The organism is Kothea flammea (assembly GCF_052161645.1).
GTDB lineage: Bacteria > Planctomycetota > Planctomycetia > Pirellulales > Pirellulaceae > Laterigemmans.
Window position 1 is genome coordinate 4,374,229 of record NZ_CP197414.1, and the last position, 20,016, is coordinate 4,394,244.

Genomic DNA, 20,016 nt, shown 5'->3' on the forward strand with positions numbered 1-20,016 from the left:
CAGGGGTCTTGGATAGGTTCTAAGCACCTCCGCATAAGTCTTTCAACAAAAAATAATCAGGCGAAAGACTTACGTCGAGGTGCTCATCATGAAGATCACTACCTTTGCTTCCATCCACTATTATATCCAAAATGAAGCCAACTCTGCTATCGATTCTTGCACTAGGAGTCACGCTCGCCTGCGGTTGCTCGCGAGAAGACTATGCGGAAGTGCCGGTGCACCCGCTTCAAGGCTCGTTGTTCATTGATGGGGCACCAGCTTATGGGGCCTACGTAACCTTTCATCCCGCGGCCAATGTTGGCATGACAAAGGGCAATAAGCCGTTTGCTCGAGTTGACAAAGACGGGCGTTTTACGGTCACAACATACAACAGTGGTGATGGTACACCGGTGGGCAGTTACCAAGTGACAATCATTTGGCCGGAAGACCCGGAAGCACGTGGGCCCAGCCCAGATCGGCTAAAGGGACGCTACGCCACGACGGATAAATCTGAACTATCCGTGCAAGTCGACGCGACCACGAAGGAGCTACCCAAGTGGGAGCTAAACAAATGAGGGCTGTCCGCAGCGGCAGCGTGCTACGACTGATTGCGATGACCATGTTCCTGCTTTTCCCGCTGTTCGTTAACTCATCTTTTGTGATTGGACAGCAGACAGGAGGCGAGGTAACGCGGGCAATCAACTTGCACTTTGGCAACTTGGCCAACAAAAATCAAGTTGCTGAGAGAGTGCCAGTTAGCGATCAAGTAATGTTGCGTCGGGTAACTTTGGACATCATTGGCCGGGTTCCCTTAGAGGTCGAAGCCAGAGAATATTTTCGTCGCACCGGTGACGAAAAGTATGAACGCCTCGTCGAGCGGCTTCTCGCCTCTCCTGAGTTCGGGCATCACATGTCAGTCCAGCTGAGAAATATCTGGCTGCCCCAACTGGAGACTCAAGAGTTTCAGCATCTGATTGGTGATTATCAAGGCTGGTTGCGTACCCAAATTAATCAAGACACCCCATACGATCAGCTCGTCCGCTTGCAGCTCACAAGCCCGGTGGGAGCGGCGGTGATTCCAACAAAGCCGTTGGATGCGAACGTCGGGTCGCCAGTCTTTCTAGCCGCCGCCGATTTCGATCCCGCCCAGTTGGCCGCCAACTCAGCCCGCAGCTTTCTGGGGCTGAACATTGATTGCGCCCAATGCCACGACCATCCGTTTGCTCGCTGGTCTCAAGAAGACTTTTGGCAGACCGCAGCGTTCTTTTCACGGCGACAGGCAAGTTCTCTGGAAAACTCTTGGTCGATTCAAATCGAAGGCACCGACCGGGTGGTGCGCGCAACGTTCCTGGATGACACACCGGTCACTCCACGGCAAAGCGAGCTTAATCAATTCCAACAAGGTCGTCATGTTATCGCACAGTGGATTACGGCTCCTGAGAATCAATTCTTCGCCGCCAATGCGGTAAACCGCATTTGGACGACAATGTTTGGACAACCGTTGGTTTCCCCCGCCGACGACCTCACAGAAGCGCCAAATCATCCTCATGGCGACTTGCTGCGGGAACTCGGAAATCGATTTAAAAGCGGCGGCTATGCCATCAAGCCGATGGTGCGAGCGATTGCGCTCAGCGACATCTACCGTGCCCCAATAGTGTATCCGCTTGATTCTAGAAAACGCCCGTCGGCAGAAGTTGCTGACACCCCGCTCGCACCTCGCTTCCTAACCAGGACACAACTCGTCAACTCCATTCGCGTTGCGAGTGGATTGACGCAGCTAGCCCCAGTTAGGCTGCAGCAATCGGAGTTCGCGCGGGAGTTTAGTCTGGCCGGTTCGCTTTCACCACCCCGCTCCACGGTGCAAGCCTTGATGATGATGAATGGCGAGCTGATTGGGAAAGCTTGTAATCCTCGTTCTAGCCCGCTTATTCAAACCATCGCCTCATCGCCGTTGCTGAATCACCAACAGCGAATTAGGGCATTTTTTCTGCGCACATTGACACGCTATCCGACCACGGAAGAACTGCAAGAGGTGCTACGTCTCGTAGAAGATCAGCGGGCTCAGGGGAGCGATGTGGCGACGATCTATGCCGACTTATTTTGGGTAATGCTGAACACCGTCGAATTTCAGACGACACGATGATGAATTTCCCGCCCGCACGTCGTTGATTGGCTTTTTGAAATGAACACGATGCGACTGAACTCTATTTGTTTGCTGTTTTGTGGTCTGGTTATCACGCTGTTGGCTTCTCCAGTGATCGCCACTCGGCGTGCGGAGTCACGTCGACTGCAATGTGCTGACAACCTCCGCAAGCTTACGCTGGGACTTGATAACTATGCCTCTACCAGCCAATTTTACCCCCCTGTCATTACCCGCACTCCACGCCGACACGGCTGGCTGGCAAGTATCCTACCTTACGTTGAGCAACAGAGCCTTCACGAACGATATGACTTTTCGGTCCATTGGTGTGATCCCATAAATGCTGACGTGATTGCTCAGCGGGTCCCGATGTTTGAGTGCCCCACAGCCAGCTATGAGGGCCGATTTGCGGAGGGTGAAACGGCCTTCCCCTACCGCGGTGGCGTACTCGATTACTTGGCCACCAACCGTGTCTCTCCAGTCATGATTCGTGACGGGTGGCTACCGCGATCGACACGTATCGATGGAGTATTAACACGCCAGCGTGCTTGCCACCGCTCTGAGGTGCGAGACGGCCTATCAAACACAATTCTGCTTGCGGAGGTAGCAGGTACGCCAGCGAAATACGTCCATCGCCAAAGGGAGCCGCGACCCATGTACGGGGCACGCGGTTTTGGTGCATGGGCCGATGCGGGAATTTATATTCAAGGTCATGGACACCAAGAGGATGGCCGCGATTGGCCAGGACGATGCGTCGTCAACTGCACGAACGACGACGCCATCTATAGTTTCCATCGAGGTGGAGCCAACATATCGTTTGCCGACGGCGCAGTTCGTTTTCTCAATGATCGAGTCGATCTCTTAGTGTTAATGGCCGCGATTACCCGAGATAACGGCGAAATCTTATCCTCACATGACTTCCCCACCAGTAGTCCCGAGATTCCCATCGCCGACGAACCACCGATCGCCCCAGCGGACAGAGCCGCGTCACCGTAAGAGAGCCCTGCAAATGGAAAACTACGTCAATCATCCAACCCGCCGGGGTTTCGTCAAAGGTAGCCTAGCCCTGGGAACCGCGGCTTCCGCTCAGAGTTGGCTGGGAGGCTGGTCGCGGGCGATCGCCGCACCCGCGCGAAAGCAGTCCAAGTCCGTTGTCATGATCTGGCTGGAGGGCGGACCAGCGACGATCGATTTATGGGACATGAAACCGCAGCACGAAAACGGCGGTCCTATCCGCCCAATCAGAACTAGCGTACCCGGAATTTTGATTTCGGAGCACCTGCCACTTCTGGCCCAACAGATGGAACACGTCGCGTTAATACGATCGATGACCAGCGGCGAAGGAGACCACCAGCGCGCCCTCCATCTTCTCCGCACAGGCTATCGTCCCGCGGGGGCAATCCAATTTCCAGCGTTCGGTTCCGTGCTGGCCAGTGAGCTCCGTCAGCGAGACGCGATCATTCCTCCTTTTGTGAGCATTGCCGCGACATCACGATTGAAAGAAGTCAGCAACGGCTTCCTGCCTTCCAAATTTGCCCCACTCGACGTCGTCGCCGGCAACGCCAATGGAAAATTAGTCGTCCCCGGTTTGATTCAGCAAACGCTCCAGCGAAACCGACGTGCCGACCGCATGCGACTGCTAGATAAACTCGATAAACGGCATTTGGATGCGCATGCCAGCGAGGTCGCGAGCTCAATCAATGAGGCTCGAAAACAAGCGAGCCAATTGCAGGATTCCTCCGCCGCCGAAGTGTTCAATTTAGACTCAGTCCAAGCTAGCACGCGGGATCGATTCGGCCGCGGACGTTTTGGTCAAGCCTGTTTGATGGCCAGTCAGCTGGTACAGCAGCAAGTTCCCTGCGTGGAAGTTACCCTCCCCGGCTGGGATGCACATCGTAATAATTTTGAGACCGTCCAACGTCTTGCGGCCAATCTCGATCGAGGACTATCGGCGTTGATTGACGACCTCGCGGCCCGCGAGTTGTTAGATTCCACACTCATTATCTGTCACGGTGAATTTGGTCGCACACCAAATATTAACGGAAATCATGGACGCGACCATTTCCCCAACGCATGGTCCATGTTGTTGGCGGGTGGGGGCGTCCGAGGAGGAAATATCATTGGGGCGACCAGCGACGACGGCATGGAGGTCACAGATCGGCCCGTAAAGGTTCCCGACGTGATTGCCAGCGTCTGTCAATGGGCTGGGATCGATTACAAAAAGCAAAATCTTTCCAATGTCCGTCGCCCGATTCGCATTGCCGACGTAGATGCGGAGATCATCGATGACCTATTTACTTAAGAACCTATCCGAAAACCGTGAGCCGACGGCGCTAGCCGCGGGCCTTCTTTCCGAGAACCGTGAGGCGACGGCGCTAGCCGCAGGCCTTTCTTATGGTTTTCGGATAGTTTCTAAGCCGTCGAGGACGACCCTCCGGTTTACACTCCTGGTTTTCACCGCTATCTGCATTACTTTTTCAACCGGCATTAGTCTTGCGTTTGGGCAAGCCTCCAACCATGTGCAACCTCAAGCAAGCTTGGAAAGTGAAAATGTTGACGAGGTGGATAGATACTGTCTGCGGATAACATCAAAGCAACAGCCGGAAAAAGCGGTCGCCATCTATGCGCAAATCAATGGCAGGAGCATTGAACAGCTGGAGCAAGCCGCGATGACATCGCTGTTTACCTTCTTTGACTATAATCAGGACGGTCTGCTCGCTGGCATCGAGACGCACCATCTACCAGATCCAGAAGTGTTCGCTCAACATCTTTTCAGCCCACTTAATCCCTCACTGGCAGCGGAGACGGTCGAACTAGCAGGAAGCTTCACTTCAGAGCAACTCACCAGTTGGTACAAAGCCGAGGGCATAAGCTTTGTACACGTTGGCTGGGGACTCGATACCTCCTGGGCCGACCTAGGAAACAGCATGCAGGAACTCATCAAAGATTTGAACCTGAATAAAGATAGCACCAATTGGCAACCGCGTGCATTGAACGTTTATCACACTCTTGACGACAATTTCGACGGCGTGTTGAATGCGGCTGAACTGCAACCTGGGATAAGCTATCCTTCAACAACGGCAAGCATGCGATTGCAACACCGGGAACTAGTTGTTTCCGCAAATCACGGGGAATCGCGGCAACAACCCAATGATGGTGAATGGCTCTATCCAAACCCGCGCGGAGGGGAGTCCTTACCGAATGCAGTCATGCACACCCTGTCGTTGTCCAGTGCCGATCCTGATGAGCATTCTTCGCGGAAGCGTAGGTTCGCTGGTCAGCGTAAGCTTGCAACCATCGCAGCAACCGATATCCTCGTCCGACTTGACGAAGGGAATCTTGAGCGCCAACTGGTGGAAGCCACGGAAAACCTGGAGCGCCTGCTGGCTGAGAGTGATCTGAATTCAAACGGAATTCTTGAGACCACCGAATGGAATGAAAAATCTGCCCGCCTGATCCGTTGTCTGCTTCCCCAAGCCGACGCCAACCGAGACGACGCGCTAAGCAAGCGAGAGGTCGAGCAGTGGTGTGAATTATGGAAAGAGATTGCGCGTTCACAGCTAGTGCTCACCGTCGTTGGACAGAGTTTGGGCGCATGGGAGCAGTCCGATGCCAATGGCAATGGAAAGTTATCCCAAGCGGAATGGTTGCAGTTTCTCTCATCACAAATGCCAATTGTTAATGGCGAGTCGGCAAAAAATCAGCCTGTCGAGCGTCAGTTGCGGATTACGGTCAGCATCGGCAAGCCCGGATCGCTGCTGAACACGCCAAGCCTGGATGGACCGGAGTGGTTTCGAGCAGCCGATGTCAACCAAGATCATTGCCTACAACGTGAAGAGTTTGTTGGGCCGCTGCACATATTCGAGAGCTTAGATAGCAATCAAAATGGCTTTCTTAGCAGTGACGAAGCAGCGGCAGCGGCAGAACGATGAAGGGTCACAGGTGAGAGCAGCACTCCAACTGCAACTACCAAGAACCTATCCGAAAAATGTGAGCCGACGGCGCTAGCTGCGGGCCTTTCTTATGGTTTTCGGCTTGCTTCTAAGCAGTGGGCCCGCGTTGAACGGTGACACCGACACGTTGTTCGACGATCTGCAAATGATGTTGCAAATGTGCGGCCATGAGCCAAGCGATCGCACGCACGCTCAATAAAACACCATTCGCTTTGGCAGTCCGATCCCAGGCGGTCGGTTCGATGCGTCTGAGCAGAATATAGTTGGACCTACGGAGAGCGCCCCACTCTTCGATCAACATCCCCAACGTGCCTCCCAGGGCGAAGCGAGCATCCGCGTAGGCATTTTCATCCCACGGAGGCAGTTCCGTCGTGTCGCCGGCAGCGATTCGCATCGCCCGATAACCAAACACCCGCTCCGCATCCGCACAGTGGTCAAAAACTTGACGGATCGTCCACTGGTAAGGTGGGTGAACTTGATCCGTCAATTCGGTGCTAATTACCGATCCCAATTCGCAGAGCCAATAAAGTTGGTCCCGCAAGATCGGCATTACATCATCGCCCGGAACCGCGGAGATGGTGTTGGAGTAATATTCCAGCGGTCCGTATTCCTCGGGCAGCGGCCGTCGCGAAGCAACTTGCATTAGAGTGCTAGCAACAATCGACTGGGAGCTTCCAAATAACCGATCACGTCATTGAGGAAACGAGCCGCCGTACCACCATCGACTAGGCGGTGATCATAGGAGAGGCTAAGCGGCATCATCAACCGAGCTTGAATCGAATCGTCTGGCATGACGACAGGCAGCTTGCGACTGCGGCCGACCAAGAGAATGGCAACTTCGGGAATGTTCACAATGGGGGTGCTGTATTGGCCACCGATTGCTCCCAAATTGCTGATTGTAAAAGTACCGCCCCGCAAGTCGCTGACGGCAAATTGGCCGCCGCGGACGTTGGCAGCCATCTGAGCCAGCTTGCGAGCAATGTCTGGGATACCCATTTGGTCGGTGTTGTGCATGACAGGCACGACCAACCCCCGATCGGTATCGACCGCTACGCCAACGTTGACGTAGTCCTTATAGATCAACTGTTCATTCTCTTGATCAATCACCGCGTTAATGCCCGGATGGTGCTTGAGCGCCGTGGCGACGGCTTTGATCAAGAACGGCATCGTCGTCAGCTTGATGCCTTGAGCGGCATAATCATCTTTGCTGCTTTTTCGCAGCCGCTCCAGGTCGGTGATATCGGCATCGTCGAAATTGGTAACGCGGGGAACGGTCGACCAACTGGCGTGCATTTGGTTGGCGATCGTCTTGCGAATTTTGCTCATCCGCTCGACCCGGATCGGGCCGTAATCATCGGTCGACTCGGCCCCTGGGCGAGCGGGCGAAGCTGGCTGGCTGGCAGCCGCTTCGGTGGGAGCGGTGGTTGCGGGAGCGGCTGGTGAAGCTGACGGTGCGGCCGAGGTAGCTTTGGCAGCCTGATTGGCTTGCCGGACGGCGCTGAGCACATCGTCCCGAGTAATTCGGCCCGCTTCGCCAGTACCCGATATTTGCGAAAGATCAACACCCACTTCGCGAGCGAACCGCCGGATGGCCGGGCCAGCGGGAACGATCTGCCCGGGCGCGGTGCTAGCCGGTGGTGGAGTGACGGGAGCCGGAGGCGGCACTGGCAGGGGTTGCTTGGCAGCTGGAGGCTGACTGGCTGGTGCCACTGGCTGGGCAGGTGGCGTGGCAGCAGCCGAGGGCTGCGGCTGTGCGGCTTGCGGAGCGGGCGGTTCCTGAACAGGCGGTTCCTCTGCCGGTGGTTCATCAGCGGGCGTTTCCGCAGCGGCAGGCTCAGGGGTTGGGGCGGGTGTGGCTTCCGCGGCAGCCTCGTCAGCCGCTTCCACTTCGAGCAACAAGCCACCGATCGCGACGGTGTCACCGCTGCTGACGTGGATCTTTGTCACTTTACCCCCGGCCGAAGCGGGCACAGGGACCGTGGCCTTATCGGTTTCCATCTCGATAATATCTTGTCCGGCGGAGATCACATCTCCCTCACTGACCAAGATTTCCAGCACATCGCCTGATTCGATGCCCTGCCCCAGTTCGGGCAGCTTCACTTCGGTTGCCATAAATTTCTGCTGTGCGTTCTATGAAGTGTGCCCGCACCGCTGCAGGCGAGCGGGCACGAATTGTTAGGAAGTAAGACGAACGAAAAGGGGGGCGATCAATTAAGCAAAATAAGGATTCGGCTTATCAGGGTTATAACCCAGGTCGGTAATTGCTTGAGCAACTTCCTGGTTGCTGAACACACCCTGACGGCTCAAACGATATAGAGCGGCGATCGTAATACTTTCCGCATCCACCTCAAAGTGGCGTCGCAGGGTTGGGCGAGTTTCGCTGCGTCCCATGCCATCGGTACCGAGCACGTAATAATCGCCAGGAATCCAAGGGGTTAGTTGTTCGCCCAAAGCGCGAACATAATCGCTGGCCGAGATAAACGGTCCAGAGACCCCGTCGAGCACCGACTCTAAGTAGCTGACGCGTGGCTCTTCGGTGGGATGCAACATGTTCCAGCGTTGGCAATCGGCCGCTTCGCGTCGCAGTTGGGTGTAACTGGTTACGCTCCACACATCGCTGGCAATGTTGTATTTCTCTGCCAGCAGAGTTTGGGCTTTGAGGGCGTAATTCAGAATCGCGCCGCTGCCAAACAATTGCACCCGGCCCTTGGGCGAATCGACTTCTTGCGAGCGGAAGCGGTAGATTCCCTTGATGATCCCCTCTTCGACTCCCTCTGGCATATCAGGATGGACATAGTTTTCATTCTCGGCCGTGATGTAGTAGATCGCTTGTTCGCCATCTTGGTACATCCGTTTGAGGCCATCCATCACAATCACCGTGGTCTCATAAGCCCAAGCGGGGTCGTATGCTCGCACGGTTGGGAAAGCAATGGCGTTGAGCAGGCTATGACCGTCTTGGTGCTGGAGCCCTTCGCCATTGAGCGTGGTCCGGCCCGCGGTACCACCGATCAAAAATCCCTTGGCCCGCATGTCGGCAGCGGCCCAAATGAGATCCCCAATCCGCTGGAAGCCAAACATTGAGTAATAAATATAGAAGGGAATCATGTTGATGCCATGAGCCGAATAAGCGGTCCCAGCAGCACAGAAACTGCTCATCGAACCGGCCTCGGTGATCCCTTCTTCGAGAATCTGACCGTCTTTGGCTTCTTTGTAGTAGAGCACCTGCTGACTATCGACCGGTTCGTACAACTGGCCCGAGTGTGCATAGATGCCAACTTGGCGGAACATCCCTTCCATCCCAAAGGTGCGCGATTCGTCAGGCACGATGGGAACGATATGTTTGCCGATCTTTTTGTCGCGACAGAGAGCGGTCAATAGGCGAACGAAGCCCATTGTGGTGCTCATCTCTTTATTTTCGCTACCCGCGGTGAACTTTTCATAGTCGGCCAAGCCGGGAACTTCCACCGTGGGGTGTTCGGTCGGCCGCGAAGGCACCGAACCGCCCAGGGCGGCGCGTCGTTCCTTGAGATAACGAATTTCTTGACTCGACTCGGGCGGCTTGTAAAAAGGCGCGTTGCCGACTTCATCATCACTGATGGGAATGCCAAAGCGGGTGCGGAATTCGAGGCACTCTTCTTCGTTCAATTTCTTTTGGTTGTGGGCAATGTTGCGGCCCTCGCCGGCTTCGCCCAAGCCATAGCCTTTTACCGTTTTGGCCAAGATCACCGTCGGCTTCCCGTTGTTCATCTCAGTCGCTTTCTTGTATGCGGCAAAGACTTTTTCCGGGTCATGACCGCCGCGACGGAGTTTCTCCAGGCGTTCGTCGGAGTAATTCTTTACCAAGTCCAACAACTGCGGGTACTTGCCGAAGAAATGCTCGCGGATGTAGCTGCCCGGCATGCCCGTGTACTTTTGGTACTGGCCGTCAACAACTTCGCCCATCCGTTTGACCAACAAACCGGTCTCATCGCGTTGCAGCAAAGAGTCCCAATCGTCGCCCCACACGACCTTGATGACATTCCAGCCGGCACCGCGGAATAATGATTCCAGCTCTTGGATGATCTTGCCGTTGCCCCGCACGGGGCCGTCGAGTCGCTGCAGGTTGCAGTTGATGACAAAGATGAGATTATCAAGATGCTCACGGGAAGCCAAGGTGATGGCGCCGAGGGACTCGGGTTCATCACATTCACCATCGCCCAAGAAGGCCCAGACGCGTTGCTGGGAAGTGTCTTTCAGGCCGCGATCGCGAAGGTATTTGTTAAAGCGGGCTTGATAGATCGACATGATCGGCCCGAGCCCCATCGATACAGTGGGGTATTCCCAAAAACCGGGCATCAGCCAAGGGTGAGGATAGCTGCTGAGTCCGGGGGTTTCTTGCAATTCACGACGAAAGCAATTCAGGTTTTCTTCGGTCAAACGACCTTCCAGGAAAGCACGACTGTACATCCCCGGCGAGGCGTGCCCTTGGAAGTAAATCGTATCGCCCGAGTAACCATCTTCGCCACGGCCGCGGAAGAAGTGATTGAACGCAACCTCGTACAGCGTTGCGCTCGAGGCGAACGTGCTGATGTGCCCTCCCAAGCCATCGAACTTTTTGTTGGCTCGCGTCACCATCGCCATCGCATTCCAGCGGATGATCGACTTGATGCGACGTTCCAGCTCACGGTTGCCCGGATACGCAGGCTGTTCGGAAACTGGGATCGTGTTGATGTAGGGCGTGGTGGTGGTGCCAGCCACATCGACACCTTCCTGGGCAGCGCGATTTCGCAGCTGTTCGAGCAGAAAACGCAGGCGTTCCGCCCCTTTCGTCTTAAGGACATAGTCGAGCGAACTGAGCCACTCGGATGTCTCTACGGGGTCAATATCAGCAGCATCCGTGGTATCTTTCAACTCACCTAACTGCTGTTTTACTTCGGCCTTGGCAACCGCATGCGAATCGGACATAGAAGTTTCGTCTCTTCCGTTGGAAGCTATTCTTTATAATCCCAAAGGGCAACCGACCGATCGATTCGGGAGGCTACCCGGAAGCCTAGCGGGAATGCTCCCTTTTCGGCAAGGGTGAGCAATCCCTTTCACACATCTGAACTTATCTAATCTCAGTCACTCGAAATAGCATAGTCACTCGGCTTCCTGCCCTTTTGGTACCCACCGAACCCGTACTCTGTCGGGTTAAATGTTCCCACGACCTCGATCGACAAATCGGGAGTGATTTTTTCTTCGAGGCCAACCGCCCAGAAGGTGGCATTCACCAGCAGACGCCTGACACCGGCGTTTGGCAAATCAGTTGCTGCTCCCATTGTTGTGCAGAAGACTCGAGCACCATTATAGGTCTTAACCCAAGCGATGGGCATCATGGGGTCATTCTTTTTGCCATCAACCGGTTGGTCCTGCGGAGACATACCTTGGAGGACTTGCCCCAAAACCAGTGGTTGGCTGTCGCCCGGCAATGGCAACCGTACGCCATAAACGTCGGTGGGGCCCCAGATATCCCCCGACTCAATGCCGCTCAGCAGGGGATGCGAGCCGGCTTCGGCGGGAATGATTCCGCGGGTGCTTTCGACTTTGTGGTGACCGTGGTGGTTAATCCAGGTTTCCCCCAGCACTTGGCGACCGAAGCCTTGGCGGAAATCTTCGTCACGGGAATTGAAACTAAATTTGGCGAATTTACGATCCCCGGGAATATTGAATGCGTGGGTGGCGGTTCTCAGGCCAATGACTGGCTTGCCAGCAGCAAGATAATCGGCGATGTGCTGCATCTGATCGTCGGGCAGGTTGCGGAAGCGGGTCGCGATGACCATTAAATCGGCTGTTTTGAGTGCTTCCAGGCCGGGGATGTTGTCGCTCGTGTCGGGTGAGATTTCGCCCGTTTTGGGATCGATGGCGAAGAGCGTTGTGCAACGAAAACCGTGCCGAGCTGAGAGGATTTTGGCCAATTGGGGCAAAGCTTCTTCGCTGCGATACTCTTCGTCGCCGGAGATCAAGACAACGTGTTTCCCCTTGCCCGGCCCGTCACCACCGGGAAAATCGAGCCACTGGGCGTCGGCCGCCGGCAGCGGCTGTGGTTGCATCCATCCCAGCAGGCACATCAGAACAAGTGTTAGCCGACGAGTAAAACGCAGCTTGATGCCGCGTGGGGACCGGGTGGAACCGTTATTTTCCGCGCGAATGCATTGCATGACCGGCAACCAAATTAGGGGAGAGGGTGATCGGAGGGGAGCGTTGACGCTTCGCGATTATAACCACTAATTTCGCCCAGGGGGATTGCTGGATAGAACGTTGCAAATCAATTTCCGTAAGATCGCTTATCCGCCTAGTGGCCGCTGGCTCTATCGGGCAGAATAGAGGTCGGCAGACCTACGACATCCCTCACTTGGAAATGGCTTGACTGATGGCTGCAAAGCCCGTTACTCAAACGCAATCGCCTGCGACCTTGATTGAGGTGGACGGTCGAATCGTAAACTTGCGAAACCGCAACTTGGCCGCCTTGCTCGCTTGGCTTGTCCCCGGAGCGGGCCATTATTACCAGGGGCGCCGGTCCAAAGCGGCCCTCTTTTTTCTAGTCATCATGACGACCTACTTTGTCGGTTTTGCGATCGGCGGCGGGCATGTGGTGTACGCTTCGTGGGTGCCCGGTGACAAACGCTGGCATTATGTCTGCCAATTAGGAGCAGGAGCCGTTTCCTTGCCGGCACTGATTCAAGCCAATCATCTCAGCAAGAACACCGATTTCACCAACCCCGCTGGTCAAACCCGCCGCGATTTCAAACCATATTGGGGCGGTTTCATGGCCCCGCCGCGACGGCCGGTACAGGAAGACAAGGCAGACGACATCGCAGCTTGGTATGCCAGGCTGGGGGCTGGTTACGAAATGGGTACTTGGTACACCATGATCGCCGGGTTGCTAAACATTTTAGTCATTTATGACGCCTTCTCCGGCCCGCTTTCGACACCGATCAGCGGTCGCAAGCGGGACGACAATACGCCGGCCGACGAGGATGCGGTGGCGGAAAGTTCCCCAGCGGCAGCGAACTCGGCGGAGACTGGCCCGGCGGAAAAAACTTAGCATTCGTCGAACTGGCATTCGTCGAACTGGTATTCTCTCGCTCTCAACAACTCCTTTTTTACCGACAACACGACCGATGCTCTCCCTTTCCCCCACTTATCTGCTTTATTACTTGCCCCTGCTGATTGCGATCAGTGTTGTGTATGGGGGCACGCGGCACGAGGAGATGGGCATCATTATGCGTCAAGCCGTGCATACCGCTTATTGGGTCACAGCCTTCATGGGGGTGATTTTTTTGATACTGCTGGTTGTGGGGTGGCTGATTTAAGTCGAGCGGCCTGCCGGAGCGGCAGGAATTCGCAGATCGAAGCGACACGAATTTGGAGATGTCGCCAGATAGCTCTGTGTGGCGTCGCGTTGGCGAGGCAAAACCGCTAAAATCTACAGCCGTGTCTATTTAACCGAACTTCTCGTTCACAGACGACCATCGATGAGTGAAGCTGACAAGCCAGAATCCACGGAACCTTCCGACTCCTCAGTCCCTCAACCGTCGTCCGTATCGCCGGATTCCAGCCCATCAGTGTCTGACAGTTTGCCGATCGCCAATAGCGAATACACATCGACTGACCTCCAGCACCTCTCCGATTTGGAGCACGTACGTGAGCGGCCGAGCATGTACATCGGCGATACCACTTCGCGAGGGCTGCACCACTTGGTTTACGAAGTGGTCGACAACTCGATCGACGAAGCGATGGCCGGTTTTGCCAAACACGTCTCGGTTACCGTGCACACCGACGGCAGCGTCACGGTGGAGGATGACGGCCGTGGGATTCCGGTCGATTTGCACGAGCAATTAACGGAAGAATTCGAGCGCGACGTGACGACGCTCGAAGGCGTTATGACCGTGTTGAAGTTTGGTGGCAAGTTTCAAAAAGGCGCTTATCAAACCTCCGGCGGTCTGCACGGTGTGGGCGTGACCGTGGTGAACTTCCTCAGCCAGTGGGCGGAAGTCGAAGTCAGTCGTGACGGCTTCGTGTACACGCAGCAGTATGAACGTGGCGTCCCGATGGGACCGGTCAAGAAAGGCCGGGAGACAAAAAAGGTGGGGACAAAAACCACCTTTAAACCTGACCCGCAGATTTTCCAAGTCACCAAATATAACTTCGATACTTTGTTCAAACGTTTACAAGAGCTAGCGTTTTTGAACTCGGGAGTGCGAATTAAGTTTCACGACGAGCGGAATGGCGAATCGGGCGATTTCCATTACACCCGCGGGATCGTGGAATTTGTCGAGCACTTGAATCGGGCCAGCGACACGCTGCACAGTGACGTGATTTTGTTCAGCGGCACGCGAGAATCGATTCAATATGAAATCGCTTTGCAATACAGCACTGAATTTACCGAAACCGTGCAGTCTTACGTCAACAATATTCACACGATCGAAGGGGGCACTCACGTTAGTGGTTTCCGCTCCGCGTTGACGCGAACCCTGAACAACTACGGCCGTAAAGAAAATTTATTCAAAGGCATCACCCCGGGGGGCGACGACTTTCGCGAGGGGCTGACGGCTGTCATCAGCGTCCGGGTTCCGCACCCACAATTCGAAGGCCAAACGAAAACGAAACTTGGCAATAACGATGTCGAAGGGGTGGTCAACCAGGCTGTCGGCGAATTGTTGTCGAAGTACTTGGAGGAAAACCCACGGACCGCTAAAGCGATCGTCCGCAAAGGGCTGCTCGCGGCCGAGGCCAGAGAGGCGGCGCGAAAAGCGAAAGATTTGCTGCGAAAGCGAAAAGACGCGCTTGGTGGCGGCGGTTTGCCTGGCAAACTACGGGATTGCATTAGCAAAAAAATGGAAGAATGCGAAGTCTACCTCGTCGAAGGTGACTCGGCCGGCGGGTCGGCCGAGGGGGGACGGATGCGGGAATTCCAAGCTATCCTGCCGCTGCGCGGAAAGATCATCAACGCTTACAAAAGCCGTGAAGATAAGGTGCTGGCGAATGAAGAAGTCCAGTCGATGATCCAGGCCATCGGCACGGGGATTGGCGTCGATCAAGATCTTACCAAACGGCGTTACAACAAAGTCATCATCATGACTGACGCCGACGTCGACGGCAGCCACATTCGTACGCTGTTGCTGTGCTTTTTCTACCGGCAAATGTACCAGCTCTGCGCCGGCGGACACGTATTCGTCGCTCAGCCGCCGCTGTATCGCGTCGTGCACGGACAGAAGCGATATTACGTGCAAACTGAAGATGAAATGCGGACCCAACTGTTGGATCGTGGTTTGCAAGATTCAGCCCTCGAATCCGACACTGGCCGGCGGCTCGATGGGGACGAAATGCGGCGACTTTGTGCGGCCCTCGCCACCATCGAAGACTCGATCATCGCTTTGGAACGTCGGGGGATTAACCTCAAGGCCCATGCGGAGCGGCAAGACCCGGTCAGCGGTCGGATGCCACCCTACCACCTGTTTGTCGGCGTGGAAGATTTCTGGTTTGCCGACAAAGCGGAAGTTGAGCAATTGCTAGAGTCTCGCGGGTTATCTTTGGAACCGGACGAAGAGCCGGAGACACCTGAGGATGGGAGTGGTGAAGCCGATGGTGCGGCCAGCGGCGAAGCACAACCGCCCAAAATTGATAAGCCAGCCGTGCACTTGGTCGAGTTGCATGAAGTGCGAACGATCAATTCGGGTCTCAAAGATTTGCGGGAAATGCAGTTTGACGTTCAAGATCTGATCCCCGAAGAACGGACCGGCATGACCGTGCCCCGCTTCGAGCTGGTTCGGGGCGAATCACGACGCGGCTTGGAAGACCTCCGCGAATTGCTCCCCGAAGTGCGTGCGGCGGGTGAAAAAGGCTTGCAAGTCACTCGCTTTAAAGGTCTCGGCGAAATGAATGCCGAGGAATTGCGGGAAACGACCCTCGACCCGGCAAATCGAACGCTCGTGCAAGTAAATCTCAATGATGCCGGTGCGGCCGACGAGATGTTTCGGCTATTAATGGGCGACAAAGTCGAACCACGACGCGACTTTATTGAAAAGCATGCGTTGGATGTCCGCAACCTGGACGTTTAATTGCGAATTCCCCCCTTGGCGAAAATTCCTCCGGTGTGCGATACTCACCGATTCTACTAACCGAACATAGGAGACGTTTGACGTGTACAAGAATTTTTCCGCGCCCCTGTTAGGAATTTCCGGTCGCCAGAGCGAACTGATCGAACTGGCGCTGACCTACGGCTTCAGGGGTATCGACGTTGACATGACCGACATGGTCAAACGCAGTCAGCGGACTGATTTTGACGATGCGTCTAAGTATTTGCGAGCTGCCGATATTCTCATCGGCGGCTTCAATGCCGACGTCAACTTAGATGCCGACGACGCCACCTTCGCGACCCAACTGGAAGGTCTCCAAGCGGTTGCCGAAACTGCCGCGAAATTAGAAGTCAAACGGGCATTCACAATGCTGCCCCCAGCGACCGATCGCATGCCGGTCACCGAATTTTTTGATATTCTCCGCGATCGCCTCGCCAAGATCGGCGAAGTGCTCGGTCAACATGGCATCAAGCTGGGCGTCGGCTTCAACGCCGCCAGCGAAGTCATCGATGGCAAACAATTCGAGATCATTCGCAACGTGGATAGCTTCTTGTCGCTCGTCGGCAGTGTTTCTTCAGAGCACGTTGGCTTCATCATCGACAGCTGGCACTGGCACGTGGGTGGTGGCACGCTGGAACAATTGCACGGTATCGATCCGTCTCGCGTGTGCATCGTGCGGCTGGCTGATATTACCCCCGATGTTACCGCCGCCGATGCCAAATTGAGCGACCGCAGCGTCCCAGTAATTGACGGCACGATTGATCAAGTTGCCATCATCAAGTGGCTGGCCGAGAACAACTTCGCTGGCCCAGTGTTGGCTTGTGCCTCAGCCGCTAAGGCTAAAGGCCAAACCCGCGAGTCGATCGTCAACAAAGCCCAAGAGGGTATCGACAATATCTTCCGCGCCGCTGGATTGACCGTCGAACCACGACCGATGGACATGATCCAAACCATGTACAGCATGGACGACGATGACGCCTTGGAAGGTCGCAGTCGCGCACCGCGAGTCAAAGCGGATGACGACAAAGCGGAACTCGATGGTGTCGAAGATGAAATCAGTGAAGATTCCGATGACGAAGCTTCGGTGCCAGGCGTTTCCCTGTAAGTTTCTTAGAGCATCTCCTCGACTCTGCTAACTGGTTACCTTCCCGCTGCCGCAGGAAGGAACGCCACAGCGGTCGCCACACGCAACTCATCAGTGCCAGACGAATGGGGGCGCGAACCAGATCTTTGGAGGCTGGTCGCGCCCCCATTCGCGAGCGGTGCTGAACGGGGCGAACGCTGAGTGGGGCAAGCAAGTGAGTTTGTGAGCGCCAAAACGCGTGATCTTCAGCGGCGAACGTGCGAATTGAGTGTGCTAAATCGTTAGCTTCAGCACCAGTCGCCTATTCATTCGCTGCCGCCGCTGTCTCCGCCGAATCGCTAGCGGTACCTCTGCGGCGAGTTCTTCTGCGGGGCTTGTTCGCACCCCATTCCTTCGTCAACGATTCGAAAACCTCGGGCGTTTCATAGCGGATGATATTTTTGCCTTCGGGCATTGGGCCGATCAATCCTCGAAATACCGGTAATCCCCGCAAATCGAGATCAGTGCTGCAATCGTCAATACCGACTTGAGCGTGCGTGCGGAGCAGCGATTCAGAATCGGGGTAATCTCTAATCATCAGCGTGCCATCACCCGCACGAGTGACGACGCGAAACGTATCTTTCTTAGCCATGGATGCCTCCGCAAGCGGGAAGGGGAGAGGCGAGATTGGGAATCGACACACAACGTGCGGCGGGCGGTCTTTCTTTAAGCCATCTACGAAATTGGAAGGGTACGTAGTCAGGGCATGGCTCAAGTAACCGCCCGCGACGGGCTGGTGACGCAACTCGGGGCAACGAGGCGACTCGTGCTCCGAAAGTAACCATCGGGCGGCCAAGCCCCGGAACACTAAAAAAGAATCGCCGCGCGTCTTGGCGGGAACATCGCTCGCTACGAGCATATAGGGAAGAACGTGAACCGTCGGTGCGAGCGTCAACACCGCCCCACGCCGTTAGGACCCTAGCGGCCGGAACAGCCCGGATGATAGGACACCTGCGAAACCCGGACGACAGGAGGCGACAAGTGCGATAGGATGGCGTGTGGACGGGCACGCGTCCCGAACGGTTTCATCATTCCCTCGACCCCGCTAACGCCGAATGTCCGCATCCATGGGCACGTACCTTAGTTCTTTCGCCTGGCAGGCCTCCCTCTTGGGCCAACCGGACGCCACACCAGACTCCGCGGCTGCGCCCACGGGGGGCGGTTTGTGGCAAATTGTCTTCAGCGGCGGGATCACGGGGATTCTGATTTTGGTGCTGTTGGTGACCTTGAGTATCACCGCAGCATATCTGGTGTTTGATCAAATCATGACGCTGCGGCGCAACGAGATTTTACCCGCCGGATTAGCCGAAGCGGTCCGCCAAGCTTTATTGACCGGTCGCGTCAAAGAAGCCGACGCCGCTTGTCGGCGTTCTCCCAGCGTGCTCGGTTTCGTGCTGCACAACGGTCTCACGGAACTGGAGTTCGGCTGGTCTCAAGTTGAAAAAGCGATGGAGGATGCTTTGGCCGAGCAGTCTTCACGGCTGATGCGGAGAATTGAATACCTGTCAGTGATTGGCAACATTGCTCCGATGGTTGGCTTGTTGGGCACCGTCACCGGGATGATTTTTGCTTTTCAAGAAGTAGCCGGTTCTCAAGGTGGAGCGAGCGCTGGCGATTTGGCCGAGGGAATCTATCAAGCCTTGGTGACCACGGTCGGTGGATTGGTCGTGGCGATTCCGTCCCTCGGTGCCTTCGCAATATTCCGCAACCGGGTCGACGGTTTGATTGCGGAAGCAGCTTACGAAAGCCAACACGCTTTGGGACCGATTAAGCGGCGACCGGGAACCAAACGTGGCGGCACCACACAACCGCCACCAAAAGCTTGAGGAACCCATCCCCTTGCGATTACCCCACAACGGCCAGAACCGAGAGCTCGCCAACAACATGACGCCGATGATTGACGTCGTGTTTCTGCTGATCATTTTCTTCTTGGTCAGCAGTCATTTGGCCCGTCAGGAATCGCAAATTCCGTTGGAACTGCCCGAGGCAATCAGTCACCAACCACTCGACTTGGAAGCTTCCGCACTGACCGTAAATATTCTCCAGGATGGCTCTTGGCGCGTCGCTTCTCAACAAGTGGACGTGGCTGGATTAACCGCCGCGTTGAGTCGCTATCAGCAGCGGCAAGGGTCGGGCGCGCTGGTGCGAGTGCGAGCGGCACGGGCTGCTACCTACGATCGCTTGGAGCCAGTTTTGCGAGCGGCCGCGAAAGCCGGTTTGCCAAACGTTTCGATCGCCGTCTACCAGCCCAGCGGAACAGCCGCATCGCGAGGGGGACTCTAATGCGATTGCCCAACCATAATCGGGGCGGCTCGCTGGAGTTAAAAATGACTCCCATGATCGACGTCGTTTTTTTGCTGCTGGTGTTTTTCCTGTGGACCAGCAGTTTCGAACTACCTGAGTTTGATCTTCCCAGCTCGTTGGCCGAACCGCCGGCTGGCCTCAGCGATCAGCCATCCACAGCCCCCCCGCCCGATGCCTTTGACGAATTAGTGATCACCGTTGCCGGTTCGGCGGAAGCACCCCAGCTGACGCTGAACGGCAACCCCATCGCGGACGTAACAACCTTGCGTCAACGTTTGCGGGAGATCGTCAGCCTGGGGGCCCAACCGCCGGTGGTCGTTGATCCCGATCCCGCGATCCCGCTGGGGACCGTCATCGATATTTATGACTTGGCCCGCGCCGCGGGATTAACGCGGGTGCTTTTCGCCGCGGAGGAATAAC

At 55.7% G+C, this 20,016-nt stretch carries 17 protein-coding genes; 12 read left to right on the top strand and 5 right to left on the bottom strand.

Features of this window, described 5'->3' with window-relative positions; translation table 11 throughout:
* Positions 1-131: 131 nt before the first annotated feature.
* The 5 genes from SH139x_RS16515 to SH139x_RS16535 are packed head-to-tail and all read left to right on the top strand — an operon-like array spanning position 132 to position 6,051.
* On the top strand, positions 132-554 hold the full coding sequence (locus SH139x_RS16515; protein WP_488350874.1) for a hypothetical protein: 423 nt from the start codon (positions 132-134) through the stop codon (positions 552-554).
* Positions 551-2,122: a DUF1549 domain-containing protein gene (locus SH139x_RS16520; protein WP_488350875.1), complete on the top strand. Its 1,572-nt coding sequence runs from the start codon at positions 551-553 to the stop codon at positions 2,120-2,122. The genes SH139x_RS16515 and SH139x_RS16520 overlap by 4 nt, the downstream gene beginning before the upstream one ends.
* Before the next feature lie 48 nt (positions 2,123-2,170).
* The gene (locus SH139x_RS16525) at positions 2,171-3,115 is read left to right on the top strand and encodes a DUF1559 domain-containing protein (RefSeq protein ID WP_488350876.1); all 945 of its coding nucleotides are present in this window, start codon (positions 2,171-2,173) and stop codon (positions 3,113-3,115) included.
* A 13-nt stretch (positions 3,116-3,128) separates the two neighbouring features.
* Positions 3,129-4,421 carry a DUF1501 domain-containing protein gene (locus SH139x_RS16530; protein ID WP_488350877.1) on the top strand — a complete coding sequence of 431 codons (1,293 nt, stop codon included), beginning with the start codon at positions 3,129-3,131 and terminating at the stop codon, positions 4,419-4,421.
* Positions 4,405-6,051 (top strand): EF-hand domain-containing protein, encoded by a 1,647-nt coding sequence (locus SH139x_RS16535; protein WP_488350878.1) that lies wholly within the window; start codon positions 4,405-4,407, stop codon positions 6,049-6,051. Before SH139x_RS16530 ends, SH139x_RS16535 begins: the two co-directional genes overlap by 17 nt.
* A gap of 109 nt (positions 6,052-6,160) precedes the next feature.
* Here SH139x_RS16535 and SH139x_RS16540 read toward each other — a convergent pair whose 3' ends face one another.
* The 4 genes from SH139x_RS16540 to SH139x_RS16555 form a co-directional block, all read right to left on the bottom strand.
* Entirely contained in the window at positions 6,161-6,715 is a 555-nt protein-coding gene (locus tag SH139x_RS16540) for a DinB family protein (protein ID WP_488350879.1), read from the bottom strand.
* On the bottom strand, positions 6,715-8,184 hold the full coding sequence (locus SH139x_RS16545; protein WP_488350880.1) for a 2-oxo acid dehydrogenase subunit E2: 1,470 nt from the start codon (positions 8,182-8,184) through the stop codon (positions 6,715-6,717). The genes SH139x_RS16540 and SH139x_RS16545 overlap by 1 nt, the downstream gene beginning before the upstream one ends.
* 99 nt (positions 8,185-8,283) lie before the next feature.
* A complete protein-coding gene (gene aceE, locus SH139x_RS16550) occupies positions 8,284-11,016 on the bottom strand; it encodes a pyruvate dehydrogenase (acetyl-transferring), homodimeric type (RefSeq protein ID WP_488350881.1) in 2,733 nt (910 codons plus the stop codon).
* A gap of 152 nt (positions 11,017-11,168) precedes the next feature.
* Positions 11,169-12,140 (bottom strand): ThuA domain-containing protein, encoded by a 972-nt coding sequence (locus tag SH139x_RS16555; protein ID WP_488356036.1) that lies wholly within the window; start codon positions 12,138-12,140, stop codon positions 11,169-11,171.
* A 320-nt stretch (positions 12,141-12,460) separates the two neighbouring features.
* On the opposite strand from SH139x_RS16555, the gene SH139x_RS16560 reads away from it, so the two are divergent.
* The 4 genes from SH139x_RS16560 to SH139x_RS16575 all read left to right on the top strand — a co-directional run bounded on the left by SH139x_RS16560 (position 12,461) and on the right by SH139x_RS16575 (position 17,274).
* Entirely contained in the window at positions 12,461-13,135 is a 675-nt protein-coding gene (locus tag SH139x_RS16560; RefSeq protein WP_488350882.1) for a DUF6677 family protein, read from the top strand.
* 76 nt (positions 13,136-13,211) lie between these two features.
* Positions 13,212-13,403, top strand: a complete 192-nt coding sequence (locus SH139x_RS16565; protein ID WP_488350883.1) for a hypothetical protein — start codon at positions 13,212-13,214, stop codon at positions 13,401-13,403.
* A 162-nt stretch (positions 13,404-13,565) separates the two neighbouring features.
* Positions 13,566-16,151 (top strand): DNA gyrase subunit B, encoded by a 2,586-nt coding sequence (locus SH139x_RS16570; protein WP_488350884.1) that lies wholly within the window; start codon positions 13,566-13,568, stop codon positions 16,149-16,151.
* A gap of 82 nt (positions 16,152-16,233) precedes the next feature.
* Entirely contained in the window at positions 16,234-17,274 is a 1,041-nt protein-coding gene (locus SH139x_RS16575) for a sugar phosphate isomerase/epimerase family protein (protein WP_488350885.1), read from the top strand.
* A 280-nt stretch (positions 17,275-17,554) separates the two neighbouring features.
* On the opposite strand, the gene SH139x_RS16580 is transcribed toward SH139x_RS16575, so the two are convergent.
* Positions 17,555-17,884: a hypothetical protein gene (locus tag SH139x_RS16580; protein ID WP_488350886.1), complete on the bottom strand. Its 330-nt coding sequence runs from the start codon at positions 17,882-17,884 to the stop codon at positions 17,555-17,557.
* Between the two features lie 463 nt (positions 17,885-18,347).
* Between SH139x_RS16580 and SH139x_RS16585 the strand changes: the two genes are divergently transcribed.
* From SH139x_RS16585 to SH139x_RS16595, 3 genes are read left to right on the top strand one after another with little or no spacing between them, the layout of a single operon-like run.
* Positions 18,348-19,118, top strand: coding sequence for a MotA/TolQ/ExbB proton channel family protein (locus tag SH139x_RS16585; protein ID WP_488350887.1), 771 nt, complete (start codon positions 18,348-18,350; stop codon positions 19,116-19,118).
* A gap of 13 nt (positions 19,119-19,131) precedes the next feature.
* Positions 19,132-19,575 (top strand): ExbD/TolR family protein, encoded by a 444-nt coding sequence (locus SH139x_RS16590; protein WP_488350888.1) that lies wholly within the window; start codon positions 19,132-19,134, stop codon positions 19,573-19,575.
* Positions 19,575-20,015, top strand: coding sequence for an ExbD/TolR family protein (locus SH139x_RS16595; protein ID WP_488350889.1), 441 nt, complete (start codon positions 19,575-19,577; stop codon positions 20,013-20,015). Before SH139x_RS16590 ends, SH139x_RS16595 begins: the two co-directional genes overlap by 1 nt.
* Position 20,016: the final 1 nt, after the last annotated feature.

Coding starts and splice junctions, on each gene's coding strand:
- SH139x_RS16515 (WP_488350874.1), top strand. CDS start 132: ATGAAGCCAACTCTGCTATCGATTCTTGCACTAGGAGTCACGCTCGCC.
- SH139x_RS16520 (WP_488350875.1), top strand. CDS start 551: ATGAGGGCTGTCCGCAGCGGCAGCGTGCTACGACTGATTGCGATGACC.
- SH139x_RS16525 (WP_488350876.1), top strand. CDS start 2,171: ATGCGACTGAACTCTATTTGTTTGCTGTTTTGTGGTCTGGTTATCACG.
- SH139x_RS16530 (WP_488350877.1), top strand. CDS start 3,129: ATGGAAAACTACGTCAATCATCCAACCCGCCGGGGTTTCGTCAAAGGT.
- SH139x_RS16535 (WP_488350878.1), top strand. CDS start 4,405: ATGACCTATTTACTTAAGAACCTATCCGAAAACCGTGAGCCGACGGCG.
- SH139x_RS16540 (WP_488350879.1), bottom strand. CDS start 6,715: ATGCAAGTTGCTTCGCGACGGCCGCTGCCCGAGGAATACGGACCGCTG.
- SH139x_RS16545 (WP_488350880.1), bottom strand. CDS start 8,184: ATGGCAACCGAAGTGAAGCTGCCCGAACTGGGGCAGGGCATCGAATCA.
- aceE (WP_488350881.1), bottom strand. CDS start 11,016: ATGTCCGATTCGCATGCGGTTGCCAAGGCCGAAGTAAAACAGCAGTTA.
- SH139x_RS16555 (WP_488356036.1), bottom strand. CDS start 12,140: ATGCAACCACAGCCGCTGCCGGCGGCCGACGCCCAGTGGCTCGATTTT.
- SH139x_RS16560 (WP_488350882.1), top strand. CDS start 12,461: ATGGCTGCAAAGCCCGTTACTCAAACGCAATCGCCTGCGACCTTGATT.
- SH139x_RS16565 (WP_488350883.1), top strand. CDS start 13,212: ATGCTCTCCCTTTCCCCCACTTATCTGCTTTATTACTTGCCCCTGCTG.
- SH139x_RS16570 (WP_488350884.1), top strand. CDS start 13,566: ATGAGTGAAGCTGACAAGCCAGAATCCACGGAACCTTCCGACTCCTCA.
- SH139x_RS16580 (WP_488350886.1), bottom strand. CDS start 17,884: ATGGCTAAGAAAGATACGTTTCGCGTCGTCACTCGTGCGGGTGATGGC.
- SH139x_RS16585 (WP_488350887.1), top strand. CDS start 18,348: ATGTCCGCATCCATGGGCACGTACCTTAGTTCTTTCGCCTGGCAGGCC.
- SH139x_RS16595 (WP_488350889.1), top strand. CDS start 19,575: ATGCGATTGCCCAACCATAATCGGGGCGGCTCGCTGGAGTTAAAAATG.